Origin of the sequence: Arthrobacter sp. AK01, assembly GCF_021109375.1 — a bacterium.
Taxonomy (GTDB): Bacteria; Actinomycetota; Actinomycetes; order Actinomycetales; family Micrococcaceae; genus Arthrobacter.
The window spans coordinates 35282-62179 of record NZ_JAJOHP010000029.1; the positions used below are offsets into that span (position 1 = coordinate 35282).

The 26898-nt window shown below is 63.3% G+C and carries 22 protein-coding genes and 1 pseudogene; 17 read left to right on the forward strand and 6 right to left on the reverse strand.

What is annotated here, in order from left to right; genetic code table 11:
* Positions 1–183 precede the first annotated feature (183 nt).
* On the forward strand, positions 184–822 hold the full coding sequence (locus LN996_RS12065; RefSeq protein WP_231340620.1) for a TetR/AcrR family transcriptional regulator: 639 nt from the start codon (positions 184–186) through the stop codon (positions 820–822).
* On the opposite strand, the gene LN996_RS12070 is transcribed toward LN996_RS12065, so the two are convergent.
* Together LN996_RS12070 and LN996_RS12075 are read right to left on the reverse strand one after the other, a co-directional pair.
* Positions 794–2095 (reverse strand): serpin family protein, encoded by a 1302-nt coding sequence (locus LN996_RS12070; RefSeq protein ID WP_231340621.1) that lies wholly within the window; start codon positions 2093–2095, stop codon positions 794–796. The two genes, LN996_RS12065 and LN996_RS12070, sit on opposite strands and share 29 nt — an antisense overlap.
* A 140-nt stretch (positions 2096–2235) precedes the next feature.
* Complete coding sequence (locus tag LN996_RS12075) at positions 2236–3750, reverse strand: XRE family transcriptional regulator (protein ID WP_231340622.1); 1515 nt, start codon at positions 3748–3750, stop codon at positions 2236–2238.
* A 143-nt stretch (positions 3751–3893) separates the two neighbouring features.
* Here LN996_RS12075 and aceA point away from each other — a divergent pair, with 143 nt between their 5' ends.
* Entirely contained in the window at positions 3894–5237 is a 1344-nt protein-coding gene (aceA, locus tag LN996_RS12080) for an isocitrate lyase (RefSeq protein ID WP_231340623.1), read from the forward strand.
* 376 nt (positions 5238–5613) lie between these two features.
* Positions 5614–7266, forward strand: a complete 1653-nt coding sequence (gene aceB, locus LN996_RS12085) for a malate synthase A (protein WP_231340624.1) — start codon at positions 5614–5616, stop codon at positions 7264–7266.
* Positions 7267–7392: 126 nt separating this feature from the next.
* On the opposite strand, the pseudogene LN996_RS12090 reads toward aceB, so the two are convergent.
* Positions 7393–8587 (reverse strand): annotated as a pseudogene (locus LN996_RS12090) (CynX/NimT family MFS transporter).
* 85 nt (positions 8588–8672) lie between these two features.
* On the reverse strand, positions 8673–9890 hold the full coding sequence (locus LN996_RS12095) for an ROK family transcriptional regulator (RefSeq protein WP_231340625.1): 1218 nt from the start codon (positions 9888–9890) through the stop codon (positions 8673–8675).
* 144 nt (positions 9891–10034) lie between these two features.
* Here LN996_RS12095 and LN996_RS12100 point away from each other — a divergent pair, with 144 nt between their 5' ends.
* The 12 genes from LN996_RS12100 to LN996_RS12155 all read left to right on the forward strand — a co-directional run bounded on the left by LN996_RS12100 (position 10035) and on the right by LN996_RS12155 (position 21809).
* Complete coding sequence (locus tag LN996_RS12100) at positions 10035–11126, forward strand: Gfo/Idh/MocA family protein (RefSeq protein WP_231340626.1); 1092 nt, start codon at positions 10035–10037, stop codon at positions 11124–11126.
* On the forward strand, positions 11123–11938 hold the full coding sequence (locus LN996_RS12105) for a hypothetical protein (RefSeq protein ID WP_231340627.1): 816 nt from the start codon (positions 11123–11125) through the stop codon (positions 11936–11938). The genes LN996_RS12100 and LN996_RS12105 overlap by 4 nt, the downstream gene beginning before the upstream one ends.
* Positions 11939–12056: 118 nt before the next feature.
* Positions 12057–13385: an ABC transporter substrate-binding protein gene (locus tag LN996_RS12110; protein WP_231340628.1), complete on the forward strand. Its 1329-nt coding sequence runs from the start codon at positions 12057–12059 to the stop codon at positions 13383–13385.
* A 13-nt stretch (positions 13386–13398) separates the two neighbouring features.
* Positions 13399–14358, forward strand: a complete 960-nt coding sequence (locus tag LN996_RS12115; RefSeq protein WP_231340629.1) for a carbohydrate ABC transporter permease — start codon at positions 13399–13401, stop codon at positions 14356–14358.
* On the forward strand, positions 14358–15251 hold the full coding sequence (locus tag LN996_RS12120; protein WP_231340630.1) for a carbohydrate ABC transporter permease: 894 nt from the start codon (positions 14358–14360) through the stop codon (positions 15249–15251). Before LN996_RS12115 ends, LN996_RS12120 begins: the two co-directional genes overlap by 1 nt.
* A gap of 58 nt (positions 15252–15309) precedes the next feature.
* Complete coding sequence (locus tag LN996_RS12125; RefSeq protein ID WP_231340631.1) at positions 15310–16056, forward strand: sugar phosphate isomerase/epimerase; 747 nt, start codon at positions 15310–15312, stop codon at positions 16054–16056.
* Positions 16053–17174 carry a Gfo/Idh/MocA family protein gene (locus tag LN996_RS12130; protein ID WP_231340632.1) on the forward strand — a complete coding sequence of 374 codons (1122 nt, stop codon included), beginning with the start codon at positions 16053–16055 and terminating at the stop codon, positions 17172–17174. Before LN996_RS12125 ends, LN996_RS12130 begins: the two co-directional genes overlap by 4 nt.
* Before the next feature lie 21 nt (positions 17175–17195).
* Positions 17196–18386, forward strand: a complete 1191-nt coding sequence (locus LN996_RS12135; protein WP_231340633.1) for a Gfo/Idh/MocA family protein — start codon at positions 17196–17198, stop codon at positions 18384–18386.
* Positions 18387–18388: 2 nt separating this feature from the next.
* Positions 18389–19390: a sugar phosphate isomerase/epimerase gene (locus LN996_RS12140; protein WP_231340634.1), complete on the forward strand. Its 1002-nt coding sequence runs from the start codon at positions 18389–18391 to the stop codon at positions 19388–19390.
* Positions 19391–19401: 11 nt separating this feature from the next.
* Positions 19402–20304: a biopolymer transporter Tol gene (locus LN996_RS12145; protein WP_231340635.1), complete on the forward strand. Its 903-nt coding sequence runs from the start codon at positions 19402–19404 to the stop codon at positions 20302–20304.
* 4 nt (positions 20305–20308) lie between these two features.
* Positions 20309–21340, forward strand: coding sequence for a Gfo/Idh/MocA family protein (locus tag LN996_RS12150; protein WP_231340636.1), 1032 nt, complete (start codon positions 20309–20311; stop codon positions 21338–21340).
* Positions 21333–21809: a heme-degrading domain-containing protein gene (locus tag LN996_RS12155; RefSeq protein ID WP_231340637.1), complete on the forward strand. Its 477-nt coding sequence runs from the start codon at positions 21333–21335 to the stop codon at positions 21807–21809. The genes LN996_RS12150 and LN996_RS12155 overlap by 8 nt, the downstream gene beginning before the upstream one ends.
* Here the strand turns inward: LN996_RS12155 and LN996_RS12160 are convergent.
* Positions 21806–22480 carry a ThuA domain-containing protein gene (locus tag LN996_RS12160; protein ID WP_231340638.1) on the reverse strand — a complete coding sequence of 225 codons (675 nt, stop codon included), beginning with the start codon at positions 22478–22480 and terminating at the stop codon, positions 21806–21808. The two genes, LN996_RS12155 and LN996_RS12160, sit on opposite strands and share 4 nt — an antisense overlap.
* A 294-nt stretch (positions 22481–22774) precedes the next feature.
* Here LN996_RS12160 and LN996_RS12165 point away from each other — a divergent pair, with 294 nt between their 5' ends.
* A complete protein-coding gene (locus tag LN996_RS12165) occupies positions 22775–24070 on the forward strand; it encodes a sugar MFS transporter (RefSeq protein ID WP_231340639.1) in 1296 nt (431 codons plus the stop codon).
* Positions 24071–24273: 203 nt separating this feature from the next.
* Positions 24274–25533: an MFS transporter gene (locus LN996_RS12170; RefSeq protein ID WP_231340640.1), complete on the forward strand. Its 1260-nt coding sequence runs from the start codon at positions 24274–24276 to the stop codon at positions 25531–25533.
* An 82-nt stretch (positions 25534–25615) separates the two neighbouring features.
* Here the strand turns inward: LN996_RS12170 and LN996_RS12175 are convergent, their stop codons facing one another.
* A complete protein-coding gene (locus tag LN996_RS12175; protein WP_231340641.1) occupies positions 25616–26635 on the reverse strand; it encodes a Gfo/Idh/MocA family protein in 1020 nt (339 codons plus the stop codon).
* Positions 26636–26898 lie beyond the last annotated feature (263 nt).

Here is a 26898-nt window from a genome sequence, read left to right on the forward strand (position 1 = left end):
AATCGCAGCATTCGGATACATGCCGCAATACATATTTCTAGAACAGACTTCCAGAATTATTTCCCGTTGATATTGGGCCAGTCAAGGCTTCTTGCTGGCTATGTGGATTAATTGGAAGGTAGGATTCCAAAAAATGACAGGTCGACACTCCGGTCTTCGTTCTGCCGATGAGAGGAGCCCGAAATGGTTCGGAAAACATCCGAAGTGGCCAGTACCGCGGGCTCCTGGCAGTGGACGCGAACAGCTGCCACCCGACGCAATCTGCTGGATGCGGCCACCGAAGTGTTCGTGGAACACGGCTTTACCGACGCGAGCATCTCGGACATCGTGACCCGCGCCGGATCCAGTGTCGGCAGCCTCTACCACCACTTCGGCGGGAAGACCGAGCTCTTCCTCGCGTTGTGGGACGACTACCAAAACGAACACGAAAGGCTCGTAGCCGCGGCTGTGGCCAAAGCACGGAAGGCCGGTGAGAACAATCCCCTGGCCCTGTTCAACGTAGGCAGCCGCAGCTATTTCGACTACACCTGGAAACACCGGGACTTGGAGCGGGTTTTCATTGAGGGGGACACTCCCCCGGGCTTCGAAGTCCTGCGACGCGAACGCGGCCGTGAATGGGTCCGGCAGAACTCCGTACTCCTGGGCGCCAGCGACGACACTCTGGGCCGGCTCACCATTGCAGTGATCACGGACATCGTGACGGTGTCCGGGCAGGAAGTGGCCCTGAGCGCCTCTAAGCGCGAGGCCGACGAGGTTGTGGACGCCGCTGCTGTGCTGGTGCAGCGCCTGGCAGCTAACGCGGGTCCGCCACCCACCCGGTGAACAGCGGCATGCCGGTCTCCACGTGCACGATCTCGTAGTGGAACGGGTGGTCGAGGATGATCTGCCGTTCGGGGATGAAGGCACTTGAGGCCTCGGCGTTGACTTGGGTCACGGCAGAGGCGATGGTCCCCTTCTCGGCGACGGTGATGTTGGCTGCCTGGGCCGCTTGCGTCAGCTTCATGCCCTGCTGGATAGCGTCGAAATCCTTGTCCGTCGCCAGCGTCTCCTTGAGCCCGAGGGTTTCGAACACCTCCCTCAGCTCGAACGTGGTTTTGTGGTCCCACTTGGGCAGACTAATCTGCACCATGCCAGGCTCTGCCCCGGAAAGCTGCTCCGCCACATCTCCAAGCACCTCCGCGGAAACCGTAGCCGAGCCGGGCGAACCCGACGCACCGCCGTCGGGCAGCACCAGCCGCATGACGAAACCCTCTGCGTAAGGCAGGTCCACAGCCTTCCAGCCGGGAGCTTCGGCGTAGGCCATGCTGGTGCCTGTGTTCATGGTTGGCACGTTGATCAGCTCACCATCGGCCTTGGTGAAGGGGCGGTCTGATGTGTCGTTGGCGTCGAACGGCGTCTGCCATGCGGCGGCGAAGTAGAGTGCGTTGAGCAGGCTGAAGGTGTTGTCGCGGCTGTATTTCGCAGGCGCTTCCTTGATGCGGCCCCCGGTATTTTTACTGACCCACTGGTCGATTGCCGGTTTGGTCACGGCCTCATCCTGGAACGATACCGGGTACACCCCCGTGCCGAAATGCTTGGCGAGCGTGGCCAGATAGCCCTCGCCCGTGGGCACGCCTTTATCGACGAACAGCCCGTTGGTAGCGTGCATCACCGGTGTGCGCGGCGGGTTCTCCTCGTCCACCGAGCCGGGGTCGCCGTCGAACTTTTCAAGGGAGGCCAGGAGCGCGTTCATTGCTTCGTCGCGCCCCTCGGCGGGCAGGCCGAGGACGGCGTCCATCTCCGCCGCCGTAGGCCCGCTGGCTCCCGCCCGAAGCATGCTCAGTGCGATCAGCAAACTTGACGGGGATGACACCACATTGCCGTTCGTCGCGTCGCCGCCGTCAGCCAACAGCGCGGCGCTGAGCTTCCGCGCGGAGACGTTGAAGGCTTCAAGTTGCGCCGAATAGTCCGCTGTTTGGACCGAAACGCGAGTCACGCCGTCGGCGGTTAGGAGCCCGACGTCGGCTGGTGGGGGCGCGCAGGCACTGATGGTCGCGGAGCTGGTGGCCAATGCGGCTGCCGCGAGTAGCGTCGTCGCCTTGCGGACTCGGTTCATGGCGGATCCCCCTGCTTGGTGTTGTCCTCACATCGTGCCCCTTTTGACGTGGAAACTCCCGGGAGGTGAGAGAAGGATCGCCAAATGTTGCCGGAAGGTGATGGAGCGTCACGCTTAAGCACGCGGAAGGTGATAGAGCGTCAGCGCTCGGAGTGGGCTGCCAGGAAGGAGTACACCTCGGTCTCGTCCACGCCGGGGAACGCCCCGGGAGGCATGGCGGCCAGCAGGTGCGAATGGGCCCGCGCGGAGGGCCAGGCGTTCCCGGCCCACTCGTTCGCCAAAGATGCCGGGGGCCGCTTGCAGCAGTTGGGATCCGGGCAGTTGGACGTTGCGCGTGCGGTGGTCTCCCGGCCGCGGAACCACTTCACATGCTGGTAGGGCACGCCGATGCTGAGCGAAAACTCACCCGCTGCAGACCGCTCGGTGCGGGCTGTGCACCAGTACGTGCCCGACGGCGTGTCCGTGTACTGGCTGTAGGCGCTGAACTTGTCCGGCACGTCGAACACAGCACGTGAGGTCCACGCCTTGCACGACGGCTGGCCCTCGATGGCCCCGGTGTGATCCTGCGGGAACGTCACGCCGTCGTTCTCGTAGGCCTTGTAGATGATGCCGGACTGATGGGTCTTCTGGAAGTGCGTGGTGATGCCCAGATGCTTGGTGGCGAGGTTGGTGAAGCGGTGCGCAGCCGTTTCGTAGGACACGGCAAACGCATCACGGATGTCCTCCACCGCGATCTCCTTGGCAGCTTTGGCCTTCTGCAGGAACTCCACTGTGGCCTGTTCCGGCAGCAACAACGCCGCAGCAAAGTAGTTGGTGGCAACCCTCTGTGCCAGGAAATCCCCGTAGTTCCGCGGAGTTTCATGCCCCAGGACGTAGTGGCCAAGGGCCTGCAGGAGGACCGAGCGGGGATCGTGATCCTGGCGTTGGTTCTGCGTGAGATAAATTCTGTGGTTCTTCAAGTCCGTCACAGACCGTGTGGAGTGCGGCAAATCGCCCACATGATGCAGGCTGAAGCCGAGGTTCTCAGCGATGTCAGCAATGACGTGCTGGCTCAGCGGGCCCGCGGTGTAGCCGACCCCCTTGAGGACCTTCTGCGCCTCGGCCTCATACTCGGGGAAATAGTTACCGCGCTCGCGCATCATGGCACGCAACTCGCCGTTCGCGCGGCGGGCTTCTTCCGGCGTCGCCACCTGCTCGTTGAGTTTGCGTTCGAGCTCCTGAAGCAGCCCCACCTGCGACTCCAGCACATCCAACGGAAGCCGCGAGCTGATGCGGATTTTGGGCAGGTTCAACGACTCGTACAGCGGTCCGCGCTGGTACCGTTCGAGCTCGATTTCCAAAGCCGCCCTGCGGCTCGGCGGCTCCGCTCCCAGCAGCTGATCGATGCTGACGTTCAGTGACGCGGCCAGCTGCTGAAGGAGCCCCAGTTTTGGTTCGCGCTTGCCGTTTTCGATCAGGCTCAGCTGGCTCGGTGCGGTCCCGACGGCGGCACTCAAGTCGTCCAGCGTCAGTCCGGCCTGCTTGCGCAGGTGCCGCACGCGGCGGCCAAGGCTGATGACGTCCAGTTCAGGGGACGCAGGCGACAACGGCGGTGATGCGACTTCACGATTCCAGCTCACAGGCGACATTTCTTGAGAATACGCGAAGAAGTGCATTTCTTTCCATAGTTTTCCTCTAGCAACCCTCTTGGAAGTGCAGAAAAGTAGGACTTACGAAAAAGAAATACAGACCCGGGTAAGCCGGCCGATGCAGCAAAGGCGCAGCGGAGGCCGGCCCGGGCACCACCTAGGAGATCAAGATGACCGCTTCATTTGAACCAGCAGAATCTTCCGCTCAGGAAACGGCAAGCGAGCAGGCCGCAGCGCTGGAACTTGAATGGTCCGCCAACCCGCGGTGGGAAGGCGTCACCCGTGATTACTCGGCTACCGACGTCGTCCGCCTCCGCGGTCGCGTCTCCGAAGAGCACACCCTGGCCCGCCGCGGTTCGGAGAAGCTCTGGAAGCAGCTCACTGAGGAAGCTCCCACCGGCGGCTACACCAACGCCCTCGGAGCCCTGACCGGTAACCAGGCAGTGCAGCAGGTCAAGGCCGGCCTCCGTGCCATTTATCTCTCCGGCTGGCAGGTGGCCGCAGACGCCAACCTGTCGGGCCAGACCTACCCGGACCAGTCCCTGTACCCGGCCAACTCGGTGCCCCAGGTTGTCCGCCGCATCAACAACGCCCTGCTCCGTGCAGACCAGATCGAATACGCCGAGGGCGTCAAGACCGTTGAAGACTGGCTGGTCCCGATCGTCGCCGACGCAGAAGCCGGTTTCGGTGGCCCGCTGAACGCCTACGAGCTCATGAAATCCATGATCACCGCCGGCGCCTCGGGGGTGCACTGGGAAGACCAGCTCGCTTCCGAAAAGAAGTGCGGCCACCTCGGCGGCAAGGTCCTGATCCCCACCCAGCAGCACATCCGGACCCTGAACGCCGCACGTCTGGCAGCCGACGTCGCCGATACTCCCACGGTGGTCATTGCCCGCACCGACGCCGAAGCAGCAACCCTGATCACCTCAGACGTTGACGAGCGCGACCAGGAATTCACCCTCCGCGAAGGTGGACAGCCTGTTCGCACCGCCGAGGGCTTCTACAAGGTCCGCAACGGAATCGAACCCTGCATCGCCCGGGCCAAGGCCTACGCACCGTACTCCGACCTCATCTGGATGGAGACCGGAACCCCGGACCTGGAACTGGCCCGCAAGTTCGCCGAATCGGTCAAGGCCGAGTTCCCGGACCAGATGCTCTCCTACAACTGCTCCCCGTCCTTCAACTGGCGCAAGCACCTGGACGACACCACCATCGCCAAGTTCCAGCGTGAACTCGGCGCCATGGGCTTCACGTTCCAGTTCATCACCCTGGCCGGCTTCCACGCCCTGAACTACTCGATGTTCGATCTCGCCCACGGCTACGCCCGTGAAGGCATGAGCGCCTACGTCGAGCTCCAGGAAAAGGAATTCGCCTCCGAGTCCCGCGGCTACACCGCCACCAAGCACCAGCGCGAAGTCGGCACCGGCTACTTCGACGACATCGCAACCGCGCTCAACCCGAACGCATCCACCCTCGCACTGGTCGGATCGACCGAAGAGGGCCAATTCCACTAACCACAGACGACGGCCGAGCTCTGCTGCCGGTTGTCACCTCCGGCCTACGGACCGGCAACACTCTGCCTGCTATCCCCAGACCCGCCCTTTGACTCGTAGAACTCGGTCGAGGGCGGATATAGGGCCCCTTTACGCAGGCTGCCGCATTACTGGCCCCTCCGGCCTCGTGCGGATCGCGCCTTCCGGACCGTCCCGACTGTCGGGTTGGGTGATCCGGAAGGGTGCGTAAAAGGGGCCCTGTCCCGGACGCCGGCCGAGCTCTGCGAGGCCAAGCGGGCGGGATGGGGAATAGCACGCGGAGGATTACCCAACCCGGTCCCAACCCACCCAAGCACGTGCCGCCGTCGAACATTTGCTTCTCATAGGAGAGATTGAAATGAACAGCTTCACTGACAACTTCACTATCAATGGCATTACTTTGACCGCGCAGCCCATGTGCCGGCAGAACGAGGTTTTGACGCCGGATGCCCTTGAGTTCATTGGCAAGTTGCACCGGGCTACGGCTGATCGTCGTCAGGAGCTGATGCAGGCACGGCACGCCCGTCGCAACCAGATTTCCGGTGGCCAGGATCCGCGGTTCCTGCCGCAGACCGAGGGCATCCGGAACGATCCGACCTGGCGGGTGGCTCCCCCGGCTCCGGGTTTGGAGGACCGCCGGGTGGAGATCACGGGTCCGGTGGATAAGAAGATGACCATCAATGCCCTGAACTCGGGGGCGAAGGTGTGGCTGGCTGACATGGAGGATTCGTCCACGCCGACGTGGCGCAACGTGATCCAGGGTCAGCTGAACCTGACGGATGCTTTGGAGCGCCGGATCGATTTCACGTCCCCGGAGGGCAAGGAATACAAGCTCAAGTCGGCCGAGGACCTGCCCACTATCGTGGTCCGCCCGCGTGGTTGGCACCTGCCGGAGAAGCACATGCTGATCGACGGCAAGCCGATCGCCGGCGGAATTGTGGACTTCGGGTTGTTCTTCTTCCACAACGCCCGCCGCCTGCTGGCCCAGGGCAAGGGCCCGTACTTCTACTTGCCGAAGATCGAGAACCACCTCGAGGCCCGGTTGTGGAACGACATCTTCGTCCTGGCACAGGACCTGTTGGGCATCCCGCAGGGCACCATCCGCGCCACGGTTTTGATCGAAACCATCACCGCCGCGTTCGAGATGGAAGAGATCCTGTACGAACTGCGGGACCATGCGAGCGGTTTGAACGCCGGCCGGTGGGACTACATCTTCTCGCTGATCAAGAACTTCCGTACCCGAGGACCGCGTTTCGTGCTCCCGGACCGCGGCCAGGTGACCATGACCCAGCCGTTCATGCGCGCTTACACCGAGCAACTGGTCCGGGCCTGCCACCGCCGCGGGGCCATGGCGATCGGTGGCATGGCTGCAGCTGTCCCGAACCGCAAGGATGAGGCAGCCAACACTGCTTCGTTCGAGAAGGTTCGTGCTGACAAGACCCGCGAGGCCAACGACGGCTTCGACGGCTCGTGGGTGGCCCACCCGGATCTGGTGCCGGTATGCCGGGAAGTTTTTGACTCAGTTCTCGGAGACCGCTCCAACCAGTTGGACCGTTCCCGCGAGGATGTCACCCCGGATGACCGTGCGCTGATCGATATCGCCAGCACGGAGGGCACCATCACCGAGGGCGGGGTCCGTCTGAACATCGAGGTGGGCATCCGCTACATCGAGTCCTGGCTGCGGGGCAACGGGGCCGTGGCCATCCACAACCTCATGGAAGACGCCGCCACCGCGGAGATCTCCCGGTCCCAGTTGTGGCAGTGGATCCACTCCCACGCCATCATCGAAAACGGTGACGTCATCACCCGTGAATGGGTAGAGGACCTCCTGGACGAGGAATACGCCCGCCTGGAACGCTTCGACGGAGACCGGTTCGCGGATGCCCGCGCCATCTTCGAAGAGGTCACTCTGGCCGAAGAATTCCCCACCTTCCTGACCATCCCCGCGTACGCACGTTTCCTCACCGAGGCCCGAGAAGAGGCCACGGAAGAGGAACTCGTCGCCGCTTAGGTCCAGGACCTGAGCAAGCGACACATCAAGCCCCGACGCTGGGCTGCCTGCACTCTTCGCAACAAGTGACCCCGACCGCCGGGGAGGCAGCCCAGCAGCGGAATACCCTAGCGCTGCCGGGCAACCCTAGCGCTGCCGGGCCACCCAGCGCACGGACAACGTGGTGCAGACGCAAAACGCGAGTACGGAGCCGAGGATCACGAGCAGCGGGACAGTCCAGCCGTCGGTCACACTGTGAACGTAGCCAATAACCGTGGGCGCCAACGCAGCAAAGCAGTAACCCACCCCCTGCACCATCGCGGACATCTTCCCGGCAGCGGCCTGGGATTGCGCGAACTTGATGATGGCAATGAAGATCACCGTGATGCCACCGCCTTGGGCAACACCGCCCAGCGAGGACCACAACCACCACAGCGAAGGCGAGAGCAGCAAGCCCACGGGAACTGTCAGCCACAGCGCGCTCAAGGTGACCGCCACCGTCGTCGTACTGGCGAAGCGGGCCAGAAGTGGCACGCCCAGACCGCCCACGATCGCGAAGATCTGGAACAGCGAGGACCCCGCACCGGCTTCGGCGGTGCCCATGGCGAGTTCATCGGAGAGGAAACTGGGCAGCCACGCGGTGATGCCGTAGTAGGAGAAGGCCTGGCCAGCGAAACCGAGGGTCAGGCCCACAGTCAAGCCAGCCCACACCCGCAACAGGCCCGGCGCTGGAAGCCGGAGGCGCAGGAACAGCTGCCGGAATAAAGGCCCGTCGGGCACCGACAGTTGGCACCCAGAACAGGATGGCCGCCAACGACAACAAGGCGCTCGCGGCCAGGGCCAGCCTCCACCCCACCAGCTCAGCCAAGGGCGCAGTTGCCACCGACGTGAGGAACGAGCCGATGTTGAGCGCGGCCGTATAGACGCCCATCGCGGTTGCCTGCCGCCGAGGTGCAAAGTCGCGCCGGATAATAAGCGGCACTGCGATATTGCCGATGGTGATGGCCACGCCAATGATGACCGTGCCCGCCATCACCAAAGCGCTGCCGCCACTGGAACGGATCACCACCCCGGCCAGCACGCCGAGCAGCGTGAGCATCACGGCGAATTCGGCTCCGAGGCGTCGTCCTGCCAGGGAGGCCAAGGGGGACGCGAGGGAGAAACAGAGCACCGGAATGCCGGTCAGCAGCCCGAGTTCAACCGGCGAGAAGCCGAGATCCTGCTGCAGGGAATCCACCACGGGAGCCACGGCCACGAAGGGTCCGCGCATGTTCAGGGCAATGAGGCCGATGCACGCGAGGATCAGCCAACCGCGGGGAACTTTGGCGAGGAATTGGCTCATGGTGTGCAGCGAAGGGTGGTAGGAAGCGTTTTCATCACTTTCATTGCTATCACGCCACCACCCGTCATACGGCACCGAACAAGGCTTATCCCGTCGCTTGGAGCGTGGCCTCAATCACTGCCGGCGACAGAACGTGCTGGGTGACCATCTGGCTGGCACCCAGGATGGCCGCGCGGTCACCGGCCATGGAGATGCCGATGCGCAGGTGCGTGGTGGCCAGCGGCAGCGAACGTCGGTACACCACTTCGCGGATGCCGGCCACGAGGTGTTCGCCGGCCTCCCCCACGCTGCCGCCGGTGATGATCATGGACGGATTGAGCAGGTTGACCACGGTTGCCAGCACATCGCCAACATCGCGGCCCGCCTGGCGCAGCGCCTGGATCGCCTGCAGGTTTCCCTCGCCGACCAGCCGGAGGACGTCGGCACCTGTGGACGCTTCCAGGCCTTGCGCCTGCAGTTGACGCGCGACGGCGGGACCTGAGGCCAGCGCTTCGAGGCACCCGTGGTTGCCGCATCGGCAGAGGACGTCGTCGCCGCGTGGCACCCGGACGTGGCCGAGGTCGCCGGCGGTGCCGTTGGCACCACGCTGCAGCTCACCGCTGCTGATGATGCCGGCGCCGATGCCGGTGGCCACTTTGATGAACAGGAAGTTGTCGTGGTCCGGCCAGTACGCGGTGCGTTCGCCGAGGGCCATGATGTTGACGTCGTTGTCCACCAGGACGGGAACGGGCAACGAGCGCTGGACGTACGTGACGACGTCGAATCCGTCCCACCCGGGCATGATGGGCGGCTTCACGGGCCGCCCGGTGTCGTGTTCAACGGGCCCGGGCAAGCCGATGCCCATGCCGGCGAGGTCGCCAATTTGGCGGCCCGCCTCGGCCAAAAGTTCACGGCCCGCGGAGATGACGCGGCCCAGGACCATCTCGGGGCCGTCGGCGACTTCTTGTGCGAGGCGTCGCTCCGCGAGGATGCTGCCGCTGAGGTCGGTGACGGCAACAATCACGTGGGTCGCTCCGACGTCGACCGCGAGGACGACGCGTGCGGCGGGGTTGAAAGCAAAGCGCGACGGCGGCCTGCCGCCGCTGGAGCTCGCCTCACCGGCGGGTCCCACGAGACCCGAACTGATGAGGGCGTCAATACGGGAAGCGACGGTGGATCGGGCCAGCCCGGTGGTGACTGCGAGTTCGGCGCGGGTGCGGGCTTGCCCGTCGCGAAGTAGTTGGAACAGGTCGCCAGCACGCGAAAGGTTGCCAGCCTCCAGAACGGAGGTATTTCCGGCGTCGTTTCCGGTGGCTGTTGTCATGCCTTTAGTGAAGCACGATTGCTTATGCGTGTCATGCAGCAGAAGTTTGTCGGCAATATTTCAACTTTTGCTTGACGCTCGGCAAAAGTCCCTTTAGGTTGTGATGAGCAGCACACCAGTCCGCTTACGAAGAGGTAACTGAACTTGTCCAGCCACATAGACGTCGCCCCTACTTTGGGAGTTGGCATCCTCGGCGCCGGCCCGGTCACCCAGGCCATCCACTTGCCGTCACTCGCCCGCTTGGGCGACATCCTTACCGTCCGCCACATCATGGACGTCGACCCCGCCGTCGCTGAGTCCGTGGCCGCCCGCGTTGGTGCCACGCACAGCACCAGCATCGACGCCCTCCTGGGCGACGCCTCCGTAGACATCGTGGCCATCTGCAGCCCGCACCAGTTCCACGCCGCGCAGGTCATCGCCGCCTGCCGCGCCGGCAAGAAAGCCGTCCTCTGCGAAAAGCCATTTGCCATGAACGCCGAAGAAGCAGCGCAGATCTCCGCCGTCAGCGAAGAAACGGGAGTGCCGATCATCGTGGGCGCCATGCACACCTTCGATCCCGGCTGGCTCGCCGCAAGCGAAAACTGGGGAGACCTGCCGGACAACGTCCACACGATCCGTTCCTCGATCGTCCTGCCGCCCAACGCCCGGTTTGAGGACTTCGCCACTGAGATCATCACCCGTCCCGCCGGCGGCGCCCCGGACTACTCGGACCCCGAGGTCATCAAGGGCGCACTCCGCGGCGGGATCATGGGCCTGGCCATCCACGACCTCCCCTTGATCCGCAGGTTCACACCGGACTTCAAGGACATCGAAGTACTGGAAGCACGCCACGTCCGCCCGTTCGGTTACGTCATCCCGCTCCGCACCCCCACACGGACCATCGAGCTCCGCGCAGCCATGAACAACACGTGGAAGCCCGAGTGGAGCTTTGAGGCCATCTCAGATGACGCCGCCCTCCGCATCGACTTCACACCGTCCTACGTCCAGGCGGGTTCGGCCGTGGCGACCTTCACCCGCGGCAACGAAACCACCATTCACGGCCCCTTTGACCACAACGGCTACGAAGGTGAGTGGCGCGAACTGGCCGCATTGGCTGCAGGAGCAAAGCAACCGCCGTCTGCGCAAACCCTGATTGACGACCTGACCTTCGCGTTGGACATCGCCGACGCCACCGTGGCCAATGTCGAAGCACAGCACACAGCCCAGCACGCGGTTGCCGAAGGAGCCCACGCATGAGCGCCCCCGTGGAAACCAAGCACTACACCGTCCGCGCCACCCCGGAGGCCCAGGAAGCTGGTGCGGTTGCCCTGGCAGTCGCGTCCCTTCCCGAATCCTTCGGCCCAGCCGCCGGAGACAACCAGCCCCACGTCCAGGTCATCGCGGGTACGCCGGGCTGGACCGCCCACGCCGTAGAGGCCATCAGCGCCGGAGCCCGCGGAATCGTAGTGGTGAACCCCGCCGCGGAAAACACGGAGTTGCTCCAGGCAGCAGCCCAACACAGGGGCACCGTCGTTGTCCTCGACCAGCGCTGGGCCTCCAACCCCGCCATCCCGGCAGCCGAGGATGCCGTCCGTTCCATGGCGGGCCGCGCCGCCGTGCTCGACTCCGTGGCCACCGCGCCGGTGGGAACCGACTCCGGCGAGCTGCTCGCGGACCATCTTGCCGCCGTCGTACGCGTCACCGGACCGTTGGGGAGCCTCAGGGTCCTGAGCCGCGGACCGCACGGTTACACGGCGACGGCGGTACTCGCCAACGGCGCACCGGTTGCGTTGCAGGGCGTCCTCTCCAACGCCTGTCCGGCAGTCGTCAAAGTCACCTTGCTGACCGACGACGGCGGCGTCAGCGTCATGCTGCCGGAACCGGTCGCTGCGTGGCCGGCAACCATCAAAGTCACCGGACCCCAAGGCGACCTGCTTCTTCCCACGATCTACGAATCCGCTCACCGCGCTACATGGCGTCGGCTCAAGGAACACCTCGACGCCGGCACCAGCCCATCCGACCTGCACAGCTTCGCGGTGTTGTCGGAAACCATCACAGCACTCATCTAACCGAGCTCTACAACAACAGCACTATCCAGCCATTCAGTATCCGTTTGCCCTCCTCAAAGTTGAGCTGGACCGGAACATCAACGCAGAGATCGCGTTGCCGGTCCCGAAAGGAATCACTATGAATGTTCAGTCCGCAGCCACCCGTTCCTTCTCCCGCCGCAATTTCCTCGGCCTGACGGCAGCAGCGGCCTCGGTGCCGCTCCTGGCTGCCTGCGGCGGTGGCTCAGCCACCCAGGGCGGCGGGGGCGGCGCCGGTGGAACCGTAAAGTTCTGGGATATGCCCTGGGCTACGCCGGCCTACAACGACTCTGCCAAGAAGATCGCAGAAGGCTTCGCGGGTGCGAACAACGCCAAGGCCAACTACCAGATCATCCAGTGGAACAACTTCTACCAGACGTTCTCCTCGGCCATCGCGTCCAAAACCGGCCCGGCAGTGTCCACCGGCGGCGGCTTCCAGGCCTTCCAGTTCGAGCAGCAGGGCCAGATCGCGTACGCGGACAAGGTCATTGAGAAGATGAAGTCCAACGGGCAGTTCGATGACTTCCTGCCGGGCGTGCTGGACCCGTTCAAGTCGGACAAGGGCTACGTAGCCGTCCCCTGGCAGTTGGACATGCGCGTGTTCTGGTACCGCAAGTCCCTGTTCGAAAAGGCGAACGTAGCACTGCCCACCGACTGGCCGTCCCTGCTGGAAGCCGGCAAGGCCTTGAAGAAGCTTGGCGCGTTCGGCTTCGCCACCGGTGCCGGCTCGGGCAACAACTACGGCAACCACTCCATGATCATGATGATGGTCAACAACGGCGGCGGCGTCTGGAGCAAGGACGGCGAGTTGGACCTCCTCAACGACCGCAACGTCGAGGCCATGGAATTCGTCCTGGAACTCGTTTCCAACGGCATCGTGGATCCCGCGGCCGTCAGCTACACCACGGACAACATGTCAGCACAGTGGAAGGACGGCAAGGCTGGCTTCGGACTGTTCCAGGTCAACGTTCCACAGCGCGTGGGTGACACGTCCGGCGACCTGCTGGTGGCTGACCCCATCACGGGTCCGCACGGCGACAAGGCCACCATCGTGTTCCCGAACAACATCATGATGTACAAGAACACGCCGTCACAGGAAGCTTCCGAAGAGTTCCTGGTCTACTACCTGGGCCAGCTCAAGGAACTGTGGAAGCAGAAGCTCATGTCCGCCCTCCCCGTGTTCAAGTCCATCACCGAGATCCCCGAATTCGCCGATGACCCCAACAACGTCAAGATCGTCAAGGACTGGCAGCCCATCGCCAAGACCTTCGCTTCCCAGGGCAGCACCCTCAACGCCAACCTCGCAGCCCTCGACGGCGGCCAAGCACTGAACCAGTTCAGCCAGTCGATCCTGACCGGCCAGGCAACCGACGCCAAGACCGCGCTGCAGACCTTCCAGTCCGGCCTCGAATCGGTCTTGAAGAAGTAGAACGGTACCTGCCATGTCATCAACTACCGCACCATCAGGCCTGTCCCGGGCCCGCCGGGGGCAACCCCCCCGCCGCACCGGGGGCGCCCCGGGGCGCAAGAGCAAACTCAGCGCCCAAACCACCCGGACCTTCTTCTGGCTCCTGCTCCCTTCGGTGGTCCTGCTTGTCCTGATCCACGGCTACCCGCTGATCCACGCCGCAGTCCAAGCCACCCACGACGGTGACCTGCTCCAGACCGGCAACTTCGTAGGCGGCGAGAACTTCGCGAACGTCCTGTCCTCGCCCGCGTTCTGGAAAGCCGCCCAGTTCACCCTCTGGTTCACCATTGTTGGTGTCTTCGGCTCCTGGCTGGTCGGCCTGGGCCTGGCGTTGTTGCTGCGGACCAAGATCCCCGCCGGCAACACCTTCAAGGTCCTCCTGCTCCTGCCCTGGGTGGTGCCGATCGTGGTCTCCTCCACCGCCTGGAACTGGCTCGTGGCAACCCCGGACAGCCTCATCCCTTCGATCTTCCGGGGCCTTGGCCTGGGAACACCGCTGTTCCTGGCAGATCCCACCCTGGCCTCCATCACCGTCATGGTGTTCAAGGTCTGGGTGTCCTTCCCCTTCATGATGATGATGATCTCCGCGGCCCTGGCCTCGGTGGACACCACGGTCTACGAAGCAGCCAGCATGGACGGCGCCTCCAAATGGCAGCAGTTCACCCAGATCACCCTGCCGCTGATCGCCCGTTCCACCTACATCTCGTGGATCCTCATGACGATCTTCTGCGTCAATGACTTCCCCACCATCTACCTGCTCACTGGCGGCGGTCCCGTCAGTGCCACCACCTCACTGGTGGTGCTGGCCTACCGCACGGTCTTCCAGGACTTCGCCACCGGCCCCGGCGTCGCCATCGCCTTCCTCATGACCATGACCCTGGTAGTCATCTCCGTCATCCTGTACCGCCAGATCCGAAAGTCGAGCGTCGAATAATGAGCGCTGTACTCCACGCCCACCCCGAATCCGGCCCGGCCCTCGGCATCACCGACACCGGCAAGACCCGCCGTGTCCTCTCCGAAGCCGGCATGCGCGGACGCTGGTGGCGCTTCGTCCTGATCCTGGCCATCACCGTGATCGTCCTGGTCCCCATCATGGTCACCGTGGTGCTGGCCTTCACTCCCGGTGTCAACAGCACGGCAACCGGGTTCACGTTCGAGAACCTCGCCAACGTCTTCAACGGGACCCTCGCGGCGACCTGGCTGCAGAACAGCCTCGTCACCACCCTCTCCACCGTGATCGTCTCCGTCGCCGTCGCCGCACCCGCCGGCTACGTCCTCTCCCGCGGCCGCTCCAAAGCCGTCTCCGGCTACTCCCTGCTGCTCTTCGTCATGCAATCCCTGCCCATCATCACCTCCGTCGTGCCTCTCTTCATCCTGTTCGCAGGCATGGGCCTGGTGGACAACCTCCTGGGCATCACCATCATCTACGTCGGCTCCACCATGACGGTTGCCACCTGGATGATGGCCGCCTACTTCGACTCCATCCCCATCAGCCTCGAAGAAGCCTCCTGGATCGATGGCTGCTCCGTCTTCGGATCGTTCACCAAAGTGGTCCTCCGCAACTCACTGCCAGGCATCCTCTCCACCGCGATCTTCGCCTTCCTCCTGGCATGGAACGACTACCTCGTAGCCATCGTGTTCCTCCGCTCCAATGAGATTTTCACGCTCCCCATGGGCGTCCAATCCTTCTTCCAACAGAACGCCACCGACTGGACATCCGTAATGGCCCTCGCCGTCGTCATGATGCTCCCGCCGATCATCGTCTTCGCCACCCTGAACAAATACTTCAGCGTCGGCGGAATCGGTGGCTCCCTCGCAGGGCGCTAACTAGACTGGCGCCAAGTCCCTGATTTCCCGGAAAAACCCACTCCCGAAAAGGAACCCAATGTCGTATTCACTCCAGCTGTACACCCTCCGCAATGCCATCCAGGAGGACCTGCCTGGAACCATCAAGAAGGTTGCCGAGATCGGTTTCACGCAGGTTGAGCCGTACAATTTCGTGGCCACCGCCAAGGAGCTCGGTGCGGCGTTGAAGGAAAACGGCCTCACAGCTCCTTCCGGCCATGCCCCGCTGCTGAGCCAGGACCAGGACGAGATCTTTGCCGCTGCCAAGGAACTGGGCATCACCACCGTGATCGACCCCTTCCTCCCGGCGGAGCACTGGCAGGACGCCGAAACCATCCAAGGCACGGCAGCCAAGCTCAACGCCGCAGCGAAGAAGGGTGCTGAGTACGGCATCCGTGTGGGATACCACAACCACGCCTGGGAGCTGGAGTCCACCATCGAGGGCACGACCGCGCTGGAATACTTCGAAGGACTGCTGGATCCGGAGCTCGTACTCGAGGTGGACACGTACTGGGTTGCCGTTGGCGGCCAGGATCCTGTGGAACTTCTGGCCCACCTGGGTGACCGCGTGAAGCTCATCCACATCAAGGACGGCCCGGGCAACACCGATACCAAGGCCCAGCAGCCCGCCGGCCAAGGCACCATTCCGGTCCTGGATGTCATCGCTGCTGCCAAGTCCCTGGAAGTTGGCGTGGTGGAATTCGATGACTACTCCGGCGATATCTTCGAAGGCATCACGGAAAGCCTCGCGTACCTCAACGCCGCAGCAGAAGGAGCCAAGGCATGAGCTTCGCACCCTCCACCCGTACAGGCCCGGTGGGCGTTGCCGTCATCGGCGCGGGCAACATCAGCAAGCAGTACCTGGACAACCTCACCACCTTCCCTGACCTGAAGGTCCTGGTGATCGCGGACCTCTTCGTCGAGGCCGCCGAAGCACGGGCCAAGGAATACGGGATCGCCGAGTTCGGTACGCCCGAGCTGGCACTGAACCATCCCGACGTCGAAATCATCGTGAACCTGACCATCCCGGCAGCGCACGTGGAGGTGGCCACTGCGGCGGTCAACGCGGGCAAGCACGTCTGGACCGAGAAGCCCTTCTCGTTGGATCGCGAGTCGGGGCTGGGTCTGCTCAAGGCCGCTGATGCCGCCGGCATCCGCCTGGGCACCGCCCCGGACACGTTCCTGGGCGCAGGGTTGCAGACGGCACGCCGGATCATCGAACGTGGCGACATCGGTACCCCGTTGACAGGTATGACCACGTTCCAGACTCCCGGTCCGGAGTCGTGGCATCCGAACCCGGCGTTCTTGTTCCAGCACGGTGCCGGTCCGCTGTTCGACATGGGTCCGTACTACCTGACCGCCCTGATCCAGACGTTCGGATCGGTCCGCAAGGTAGCCGCCGTCGGCTCCTCGGCGAAGGCGACCCGCATTATTGGTTCCGGTCCCAAGGCAGGCGAGGAATTCGCCGTCGAGGTCCCCACGCACGTGTCCGCGATGGCGCAGTTCGAAGGCGGCCAGTCCTCGCACAGCGTGTTCTCCTTCGAGTCGCCGCGTCTGCGGATGGGCTTCGTTGAAATCACGGGCTCGGAGGCTACGCTGTCCCTGCCGGATCCGAACTACTTCGACGGCGACCTCAAGCTGTGGCGTCCGGGCGCGGAAGAACCCGAGATCATCCCTGCCACCGGGCCGGCCAACGGCCGCGGCCTGGGTGTGCTGGACATGGCCCGGGCGCTCCGTGCCGGCACTGCGCACCGCGCCACGGGCGATCTTGCCTACCACGTGCTGGACAGCATGGTCTCGATCGCCGAGTCCGTGGAGTCGGGCACGTTCGTGGACGTCACCAGCAACGCACCTGTCTCGGCGGCCCTCCCTGAGGACTGGGCACCCGAAACAGCCACTCTCTAAGAATCAGCGAGGAACAAGAACATGACCACCCCCGCCCACCCATCCGACCATCCTTCCCAGGCGCATCAACCACTCGGCGTGGCCGCCATCGGCTACGCCTTCATGGGAAAGGCCCACTCGAATGCGTGGCGGAACGTGGCCAGTTTCTTCGACGTCCCGGCCTTCGAGCAGAAAGTGCTGGTGGGCCGGGACGCCACCCAGGTGGCCGAGGCAGCAGCCAAGTATGGCTGGGCCGAGTCCGCCACGGACTGGCGTTCCGTGATTGAACGCGACGACATCCACATCATCGATATCTGCGCGCCCGGCTGGATGCACGCCGAAATTGCCATTGCGGCATTGGCCGCCGGGAAACACGTGCTGGTGGAGAAGCCGCTGGCCAACACCCTGGGTGAGGCCGAATTGATGGTGGCCGCAGCCGCCTCCGCGCGGGCCAACGGCGTGCAGTCCATGATCGGCTTCAACTACCGCCGCGTCCCGGCCCTGGCCCTCGCCAAGGAACTCATCGCCGAAGGACGCCTCGGCACCATCCGCCACGTCCGCGCCGCGTACTTGCAGGACTGGCTCTCGGATGCCGAGTCCCCCATGACCTGGCGCCTCCGCAAGGAAACGGCCGGTTCCGGTGCCCTGGGCGACATCGCTTCCCACGCCATCGACCAGGTCCTGTTCCTCCTGGGTGACGCGGTCACCGAGGTTTCAGGCCGCTTGCACACCTTCGTGGACCGTCGCCCCGGCGCTAATGGGCTGGAAGATGTCACGGTCGACGACGCCGCTTGGGCCACGCTGACCCTCGCCTCCGGAGCAATCGCCTCAGTAGAGGTTTCGCGGGTAGCGACGGGCCAGAAGAACTCCCTCAAACTCGAAATCTACGGTGACAAGGGCACGATCCTCTTCGACCTTGAAGCCCTCAATGAACTCGGCTTCCTGGACGCCACCGTGCCCGTCCGGGAGCAGGGTTTCCGGCGGATCCTGGTCAACGAACCCGAGCACCCCTACCTCGAGGCGTGGTGGCCACAGGGTCACATCATCGGCTGGGAACACACCTTCACCCACCAGATCCGGGACTTCCTGACTGCCATCGCGGCCGGTGAGGCTCCGTCGCCGTCGTTCGAGGAAGGCCTGAACGTCCAGCACATCCTCGCCGCCGTGGAAGAGTCCGCTGCCGCCAAAAGCTCACTGATCCAACTTTCCAGCACCGCAACTGAAGGAGCCTGACCATGTCCCGCCCGTACACCCTGTTCACCGGCCAGTGGGCCGACCTCCCCTTCGAGGAAGTCGCGCGCCTTGCCTCGGGCTGGGGCTACGACGGCCTGGAAATCGCCGTCTCCGGAGACCACCTAGACGCCTGGCGCTGGGACGAACCCGGCTACGTCGAGTCCAAACTCGCCATCCTGGAGAAGTACAACCTGAAGGTCTGGGCCATCTCCAACCACCTCAAAGGCCAGGCAGTCTGCGATGACCCCATCGACTTCCGCCACGAAGCCATCGTCGGCACGCGCGTCTGGGGCGACGGGGAACCCGAAGGCGTCCGCCAACGCGCTGCCGAGGAAATGAAACACACCGCACGCCTCGCCCGCGCGCTCGGGGTGGATACCGTGGTGGGGTTTACCGGTTCCTCGATCTGGCAGTACGTGGCCATGTTCCCGCCTGTCCCGGAGAAGGTCATCGAGGCCGGCTACCAGGACTTCGCCGACCGCTGGAACCCCATCCTGGACGTCTTCGACGAATGCGGGGTCCGTTTCGCCCACGAAGTCCACCCGAGTGAGATCGCCTACGACTACTGGACCACCGTCCGGACCCTCGAAGCGATCGGCCACCGCGAAGCGTTCGGCCTGAACTGGGACCCCTCCCACTTCATGTGGCAGGGCATCGACCCTGTGTCCTTCATCTGGGACTTCAAGGACCGGATCTACCACGTGGACTGCAAGGACACCAAGCTCCGTCCCACCGGCCGCAACACTGTGATGGGCTCCCATCTGCCCTGGGGCGACCCGCGCCGTGGCTGGGACTTCGTCTCCGCCGGACGCGGCGATGTGCCCTGGGAATCGTCCTTCCGCGCCCTCACCGCCATCGGCTACAACGGACCCATCTCCGTTGAGTGGGAAGACGCCGGCATGGACCGCCTCCACGGCGCACCCGAAGCCCTCGCCGCCCTGAAGAAGTTCGACTTCCCCGCCTCGCAGACCTCCTTCGACGCCGCCTTCAGCAGCAAGGACTAGGACCAACCGACGTGATCCGCACCCTCCAACCAAGTCAGCGCTGCGAGGTGTGGATCGCGTCGGTTAACGGCCACGCCGAGCTGCTCTACTCCACCGATGACGTTCTGTTTGAAGCACCCAACTGGACCCTGACCTCGAAGGGGTCGGGCGACGGCGGCGCACTTGTCCTCAACGGGGACGGAAAGTTGTGGACGCTGGACGTGACCGGCGGCCATCCCGTGGAAGTCCCGCTCACCGGCATCCCGGACCTCAACAACGATCACGTTCTGGCACCTGATGGCAAGGACATCTTCCTCTCCGCCAACGATGGCCACATCTACCGTGCCGCGCTTTCCGGTGGCCCGGCCACCAGGATCACTGACGACGACGGTTCCTTCCACTTCCTCCACGGAGTCAGCCCTGACGGAAAGGAACTCGCCTACGTGGGCATCGAGGCGGGCGACTTTACGCAGCCGGGCCGCCTGATGACCCTGGCGTCCGACGGCGGTGCTGCCGCCCGCGTTGATGTCGGGCCCGGTCACTGCGACGGCCCGGAGTACTCGCCGGATGGGGAGTGGCTGTACCTGAACACAGAGTCCTTCACCTCGGCGCCTGGCCACGCCCAGCTTGCCCGGATCCAGATCGACGGCAGCGGATTCGAGCAGCTCCTCGAATCAGAAACGGTCGACTGGTTTCCCCATCCATCCCCCGATGGCCGTTACGCCACGTACATCCAGTTCCCCAGCGGTACTGTTGGCCACCCCGCCGACTTGCCTGTCGCCGTCGTACTTGTTTCGACCGAGGACTGGACCACTCCCCTCCATACATGGCCACTCTTCGGCGGCCAAGGTACCCTCAACGTCAACAGCTGGTCGCCGGACTCCGGGCGCTTCGCGTTTGTGGCGTACCCAATTTCCGACCCAACAAAGGACTAGGCACGTGACTCTCAGCAATGGCACCTCCGACGGAACCATCCGCTGGGGAATCCTCGGCACCGGCTTCATCGCCGGGCTTCAGACGAAGGACCTGAACGAGAACGGCTTCACGGTGCAGGCCGTGGGGTCCCGTTCGCTGGACTCGAGCAAGGCGTTCGCCGAGCAGTACGGCGTGGCCACCGCGCATGGCAGCTATGAGGATCTGGTAGCTGACCCGTTGATCGACGTGGTGTACATCGCCACACCGCACCCGTTCCACCACGCCAATGCGCTGCTGGCGTTGAACGCCGGCAAGCACGTGCTGGTGGAGAAGTCGTTCACCATGAACGCCCGCGAAGCACAGGACATCATTGACGTGGCCGAATCCAAGGGGCTCGTGGCCCTGGAAGCCATGTGGACCCGGTTCCTCCCGCACATGATCCGCGTTCGCGACATCATCGATGCCGGCACCATCGGGGAGGTCCGCAAGGTGGTCGCCAGCCACAACCAGAGCCTCCCCCAAGACCCTGCACACCGGCTCAACGATCCCGCGCTCGGCGGCGGAGCGCTGCTGGACTTGGGCATTTATCCGGTCTCCTTCGCCTTTGACATCCTGGGAACGCCGGCCGCAATCCGGGCCAGCGCCTCCATGTCCGCGACGGGCGTCGACCGGCAGACCGCTGCGATCTTCGAATACATCAACGGCGCCCAGGCGATTGTTGATTGTGAGCTCGATGCCGCCAGCGCCAACCGCGCAATGGTGATCGGAACCAACGGCTGGATCGACATCGAGCACACTTGGTACAACCCCGTTCCTTTCACAGTCCACGCCGTGGACGGCAGTGTTATTGAACGGTATGACGAGCCCGTCGGCAGCCGTGGGATGCAGTTCCAGGCCGCTGAGCTGGAGCGTCTGGTTCGGGATGGTTCCACTGCTGGAACCATCCTTCCCCCGGCCGAGACCGTGGCCATCATGGCGGCGATGGATGAGATCCGGAAGCAGATCGGTTTGAGCTACGAGGCCGACGCAGCGCTGGAAGGAAATGACAATGACTGATTCGCCACGATTGACCGAGCTCCGCCAGCAGGAGGAAGAGCTGGTCTTCGCAGCCTTCGACAACCACGACGCCTGGCGGCTCGGTTCGCTGATCGCCAACCATGCCATCGCTGCCGGCTTCGGGGTTGCCATCGACATCCGCCGTCACAACATCGTGCTCTTCCGCTGCGTCCTGCCGGGGGCAACCTCGGACCAGGAGGAGTGGATCCGCCGCAAGTCCGCGTCGGTGCTGCGCTTTGAGCACAGCACGGCGTTGCTGTCCGAGGAGTTCTCCGCCCGAGGACACAGTCCTGTTGGTGGCGGCTGGCTCGCCCACGAGGACTACACCTTGGCTGGAGGTTCGTTCCCCATCCGGGTGCGCGGCGCCGGCGTGATCGGTGCGATCACGGTATCCGGGCTGTCGTCCGACGACGACCACCAACTGGTGGTGGACGGGATTCGGAGCTATCTGAAGACGGTGGGGGTTTAGTCGGCGGATTGATGGTTACGGCGTGCCCAAAGAAGACCTCGTCGGACGATTTCCTCTACCGGGGCAGCTGTTAGGTCGTCCAAGTAGTGGCCGAGGGCACTATAGAACACCCGGCCCTTGCCCCAGTCTTTGGTCCACGCTTGCGGCATGCGCTGGCCATCAAGCCAGGGCATGTGTTCGCCGTCGAACACTGTCTCAAGAAGTACGTGATTGCGGGGGTCTACGTTCATGTAGTACTGCTCGCTGGCAGCATGGAAGTCTTGTATTCCACGGGTAATCGGATGGTCCCGATCCATCACATACAACGGGTATGGATGACGCGTTCCCTCACCTGCAGGGTGGTAAAACACGTCGGCGCCCAGCATCATGTGGTACATCACGCTGCCCCTGAACGCCGCCCCACCACCATGCCATGAGACGAATCCGGTCCCTGCCTCCACCGCGCCGAGCAGATGTGCTTCCTGGGACGGGGTCAGAGTCTCGCTGAGGAGGGCATTGTTCCAGTTGTTGATTATCAGGTCGTAATCGGTCAGATCCTGGTCGAGGATGAAGATATCCGTCGATTCCTGCACCTCGAAATCCAGACTCTGCAGCAAGGACCGCGTCCAGTCCGCAACGCCGTAAGGGTTGTGTCCCGGCCAGCCACCGTAGAGATATAGAACTTTGGTCATTCGGACTCCTTCACGGTGCACCGCCCAGCCGGGGCAGGCCCAAGACCAGCAAAAGCTTATATATGTAAATATGAAGCTTACACATACTTTACCTTATGCAACCAGCGCGACCAAGCGCCCTCCGCAGCTGCCGCATCAGCAACCGTTACCCCTTGACTTATAAGGTTTACTTTCCTTTACTGGAAGTAATGTGGACATTACCTTGGGTACGCCCGAGGGGTAGGGCGTTGGAAACCGAGGCGGCCTGCCAGCACAACTGCGCAACGGCCCGGCGCCTTCCATTGGAGAACAGCAATGACCCTAACGCACGCTCAATCTTCTACGTGGGGCGGTGTCACGCGAACGCAGCTTGTGCGTGCCCGTATCGCCACCTTCTTCGGCTACTTCCAGATAGGCGTAGCCCTCAACATGTGGTCTTCGAGCACATCCTCGCTCCAGCGCAGCTATGGCTGGATCGGGTCCGACGGTACCGTCGACGCCCTCCATTTCGGCATGCTGACGACGGCCATAGGCGTCGGCGCCGTCATTGGAAGCTTTTTGACCGGTCCCTTGGCCGATAGATATGGGCCGCGAATGGTCATCTGGCCCCTCTTGGTGCTTTTTCCCGCAAGCTTCCTCCCTCTTGCCCTGACTAATTCCTTCGTCGCCGCGCTGGTGCTGGGCGTCGCCATCGGCCTCGTCAGGGGCGGCCTCGACACCGCCACGGGGGCCTTGGCAATAGCCTTGGAACGTCACTACGAACGGCCGCTCATGGCTGGATTCCAAGCCATCTTCCCCATCGGTGGATTCTTGGGCGGCTGGGCGTCGAGCGGCCTCATCGTGCTACTGGGCGTCCATGATTCGCCGCTGCCCCTGTACGCAGTAGAGGGCCTCATCCTCGCAGGGATTGGCGCGGTGGTCGGAGGCTGGGTACTTCGCAAAGACCAGATCCTTCCGGCTGACCACCAGAACCACAAGCTGAACTCAGGGCGGCTACAAACGAGTGTCGTCCAGAAAGGCTTGCCGGCCCTGGCATGCGTACTTGGCGGCATGCTCGTGTTGTCCATGTGGGTTGAGTCTTCCCTTTGGGATTGGGGTCAAACGTTCGGAGTCGAAGTTTACGGCTCCACCACCGCAGCCGCTGCGGTCGCAATCTCCTTCTTCTCCCTGGGTGAGTTTGCCGGACGAATGATTTCCGATCGGCTGGTGATGCGATTCGGAGAGGTCAGGGTATTACTGGTGAGCGGACTTATCGGCATCTTCGGAGCGCTGGTCCTCATCCTGGGACGAGGTGATCTCACACTTGCCAGCGGCATGTTCCTCGTTGGCGTAGGCGTCGCAAGCATGGCCCCCGTCATGCTATCGAGCGCGGGTCGACTCGACCCCGCGAACGCCGGGCGGAGCATCGGTATCGTCACCGGAATCGGCTACGTTGCGATGCTCGCAGGGCCTCTGGGAATGACCGTCGTCGTGAGCGCGTTTGGCTCGATTTCGATTCCATTTGTCGCCCTTGCCCTCCTTGTCTTGATCGTCGCATTCTCACCGATGGTCTCAAAGGTCCTTCCGGCGCAACGCAGCGCGGAGCTGGCCTTGTCCGAATCTGCGCGTTAGCGTACGATCGTACACATAAATTCGGGGGGGAACGTTGCTTCTCCCTGTGATGCACGCACCAGTCCAGAGGTTGAGGGGCGTTCGAGGTCTCCTTGGACGGCCGCTCCCAACGTTCCAGGTTCTAGAGGATGCGCGTTCCGAATGACAACCGCATCCCTCGATGTGTAGCAGCGCCAACCACAATATTGTCCGGAAGGATCTCCATGTCTCCCAGCATCCTCACGCCTCAACGGGCACTCGTCCGTGCACGATGGGGTGTGTTCGGCACGTTCGCGGGAGTCGGGTTCCTCTCAGCAATATGGCTTGTCAATATTCCGGACATCCAAGAGCGGACAGGGACTTCCCATGCCGTGATCGGCGGACTCATCCTTCTTCTGGGGCTCGGTGCGTTGGTGTCCATGCAGTTCACCGGCCTCTTGATCCGCAGGATCGGAAGCCGTGCCAGCTGCTCGTTGGGGCTAGGGCTCTTGGTCATCACGGTGAACTTACCGGGTATGGCCACCGACGCCGTTTCCCTTGGGATCGCCCTTTTTATCTTTGGTCTCGGCCACGGGATTACCGATGTGGCGATGAATCAGCATGCCGTGGTCGTGGAGCGGGAATACGGGCGGCCCATCATGTCCGCCTTCCATGCTTTCTATTCCCTTGGCGGCGCACTGGGTGCCGTTGCCGCAGCAGCGGGGCAATCCACCGGTCTGGACCTTGCATGGATTCTTTTCATTGCTTGCCTCGTTGGTGCGGCAGCCGCAGCTTCTTCGGTGCCTGCCCTTCTTTCCCGGGCAACCGAACGCCGACTCGAAACCGGCACCAGCCCTGTGTCGCTGGCCGAACATGCATCGCCAGTACGTGATACGTCTGGTCGTAACAGGCGCAGAATCGTCGCTCTCGCCGTCATGGCGTTCCTGATACTGCTATCGGAAGGGGCGGCAAACGATTGGAGCGCTCTCCAGACGGTCGAGCATCTCAACGAGCCCGAGGCTGCGGCCGCCCTGGCCTATGGGGCGTTTGCGGGGGCCATGACAGTCGGCCGGCTCCTCGCCGATCGAGCTTCGAATGCGTTGGGTCCAGTCCGAGTGGTCCGCTACGGTTCCATCATGGCCGGAGCAGGAATGCTTGCGGTAGTCGTGTCGACCTTCTATCCGCTCTCCATCATCGGATGGACCTTGTTCGGTCTGGGACTTTCAGGGATCATTCCGCAGGTTTACACCGCAGCGGGCGCTGCGGGAAGGAGCGATTCCGGCAAAACACTCGCACGGGTGGTCAGCTGCGGGTATGTGGGCCTTCTGGCAGGTCCGGCAATTATTGGCTGGTTGGGTGGAATGGTTGGGCTGACGCTGGCGTTCATCCTGCCGTTGCTGTTTTGTGGTTTCGGAGTCCTCCTTGCCAAAGCCGTGGCCCCTGGGAAGGACGATGGTGTAGCCGACCACCTGCGAAGCATCCCCGCGTCCAGCTCTGATCGCTAGTGCGGGCGGCACTATATGCCCCGTCACTGAGCCAGCACTTGGCCGCCAACGGTTCCTGGTTGTCGACGGCCGGGCGCTGCAGCTACCGTTCCATGAACCTTATTTCTTCTCTCTTGCCACTGTTTGACGCTGCTTGGATAGCGAGACTCACCGCCAGATTGTTCGCGGCATCAAGCCCATCGACTACGGGTCGGGCACCCGAGCGTACCGCTAAGCGGAAATGCTCGAGCGTGATGTCATAGCTATGCCTTCGGTCCCCCACCAAGATCTCCCGGCACCCCCTGTTGTCAGTGAGATGGACAGATCCGACCGGCTCTGGCGTCATGACATCAAGCCCAACGAGGCTGCCTTGTTCACCGTTGATTCTGATAAACGAGGGCGTAAAGGGCAGCGTAAATGAGTCCTGGAAATCGACCAGGACCCCGCCGTCGTATCGGATTGAGGCGCTGGAGGCGTCGTCCGCGCCGGAAGGCCAACTGCCTTGGGAAAGCGTCGTGGCAACGACATCAAGGGGACGAGTGCCCAGCAGTGGGTTGACGACTGAGGCATTGTGGCACGAGAGATCCATGACTACGCCGGCGCCCGGGGCGCTCTCCAGCCGCCAGCCACGGAGGCGTTCAGGCAGGAGTGTGGAGTGCCTGACATTTGCGCTAAGAGGACGTCCGATGGCGCCAGCGGCGACAAGTTCCCGGATGGTGCGATGAGTTCCAGCTGCCGGGAGGTGGTGATTGACGGCTAACACGACGTCATTGGCCCGGCACGCCCCGATCATTGTGTAAGCATCTTCGAGCGTCGTTGCTACGGGCTTTTCACACAGAATGTGCTTTCCCGCGGCGGCTGCCGCGAGGGCTTGTGACGAGTGGTATTCGTTTCGGCTCGAAATGTAGACAGCATCGATTGCCCCGTCCGACAGGAGCTCCTCAAGGGTTCCATGATGCCGGGCGATGTCATGGCGCTGGGCATAGGACTTCGCATGCTTGGCGTCGTTGCTGAAGACTCCAGCCACCAGGTCACCGACCCGGCGAAAGGCAGGGATCATGCGGGTGGCAGCGATGTCGCTGGCGCCGACAAGTCCCCAGACCAAGTGCCCATCCTCGTTCATGTGATGTTCTTCCAGAAACGTGGTATCAGGGATTCGAGGTGCAAAGTACTGCCTTTCCATGCGTCGACCGATGTTAGCGGTCGGGATTCCAAACGCCGGGGACGGTGGCCGCTCCATAAGCAAGCCCGACGGCCCCGGCGTTCGGTTGGGGACTAGTTGGAGGGGAAGTTGTAGGAGGCGCCGGAGGCGTGGGTGGGTTCGGGCCAGCGTGAGGTGATGACTTTGCCGCGGGTGTAGAAGGAGACGCCTTCGGGGCCGTAGAT

Bases quoted from the DNA above. Each gene is read 5' to 3' on its own strand.
- LN996_RS12105 (WP_231340627.1), top strand. From the start codon at position 11,123: ATGAGCGCCCCCGTGGAAACCAAGCACTACACCGTCCGCGCCACCCCG.
- LN996_RS12175 (WP_231340641.1), bottom strand. From the start codon at position 26,635: ATGAACGAGGATGGGCACTTGGTCTGGGGACTTGTCGGCGCCAGCGAC.
- LN996_RS12095 (WP_231340625.1), bottom strand. From the start codon at position 9,890: ATGACAACAGCCACCGGAAACGACGCCGGAAATACCTCCGTTCTGGAG.
- LN996_RS12160 (WP_231340638.1), bottom strand. From the start codon at position 22,480: ATGACCAAAGTTCTATATCTCTACGGTGGCTGGCCGGGACACAACCCT.
- aceB (WP_231340624.1), top strand. From the start codon at position 5,614: ATGAACAGCTTCACTGACAACTTCACTATCAATGGCATTACTTTGACC.
- LN996_RS12115 (WP_231340629.1), top strand. From the start codon at position 13,399: ATGTCATCAACTACCGCACCATCAGGCCTGTCCCGGGCCCGCCGGGGG.
- LN996_RS12155 (WP_231340637.1), top strand. From the start codon at position 21,333: ATGACTGATTCGCCACGATTGACCGAGCTCCGCCAGCAGGAGGAAGAG.
- LN996_RS12140 (WP_231340634.1), top strand. From the start codon at position 18,389: ATGTCCCGCCCGTACACCCTGTTCACCGGCCAGTGGGCCGACCTCCCC.
- LN996_RS12070 (WP_231340621.1), bottom strand. From the start codon at position 2,095: ATGAACCGAGTCCGCAAGGCGACGACGCTACTCGCGGCAGCCGCATTG.
- LN996_RS12110 (WP_231340628.1), top strand. From the start codon at position 12,057: ATGAATGTTCAGTCCGCAGCCACCCGTTCCTTCTCCCGCCGCAATTTC.
- LN996_RS12130 (WP_231340632.1), top strand. From the start codon at position 16,053: ATGAGCTTCGCACCCTCCACCCGTACAGGCCCGGTGGGCGTTGCCGTC.
- aceA (WP_231340623.1), top strand. From the start codon at position 3,894: ATGACCGCTTCATTTGAACCAGCAGAATCTTCCGCTCAGGAAACGGCA.
- LN996_RS12125 (WP_231340631.1), top strand. From the start codon at position 15,310: ATGTCGTATTCACTCCAGCTGTACACCCTCCGCAATGCCATCCAGGAG.
- LN996_RS12075 (WP_231340622.1), bottom strand. From the start codon at position 3,750: ATGCACTTCTTCGCGTATTCTCAAGAAATGTCGCCTGTGAGCTGGAAT.
- LN996_RS12065 (WP_231340620.1), top strand. From the start codon at position 184: ATGGTTCGGAAAACATCCGAAGTGGCCAGTACCGCGGGCTCCTGGCAG.
- LN996_RS12165 (WP_231340639.1), top strand. From the start codon at position 22,775: ATGACCCTAACGCACGCTCAATCTTCTACGTGGGGCGGTGTCACGCGA.
- LN996_RS12170 (WP_231340640.1), top strand. From the start codon at position 24,274: ATGTCTCCCAGCATCCTCACGCCTCAACGGGCACTCGTCCGTGCACGA.
- LN996_RS12135 (WP_231340633.1), top strand. From the start codon at position 17,196: ATGACCACCCCCGCCCACCCATCCGACCATCCTTCCCAGGCGCATCAA.
- LN996_RS12120 (WP_231340630.1), top strand. From the start codon at position 14,358: ATGAGCGCTGTACTCCACGCCCACCCCGAATCCGGCCCGGCCCTCGGC.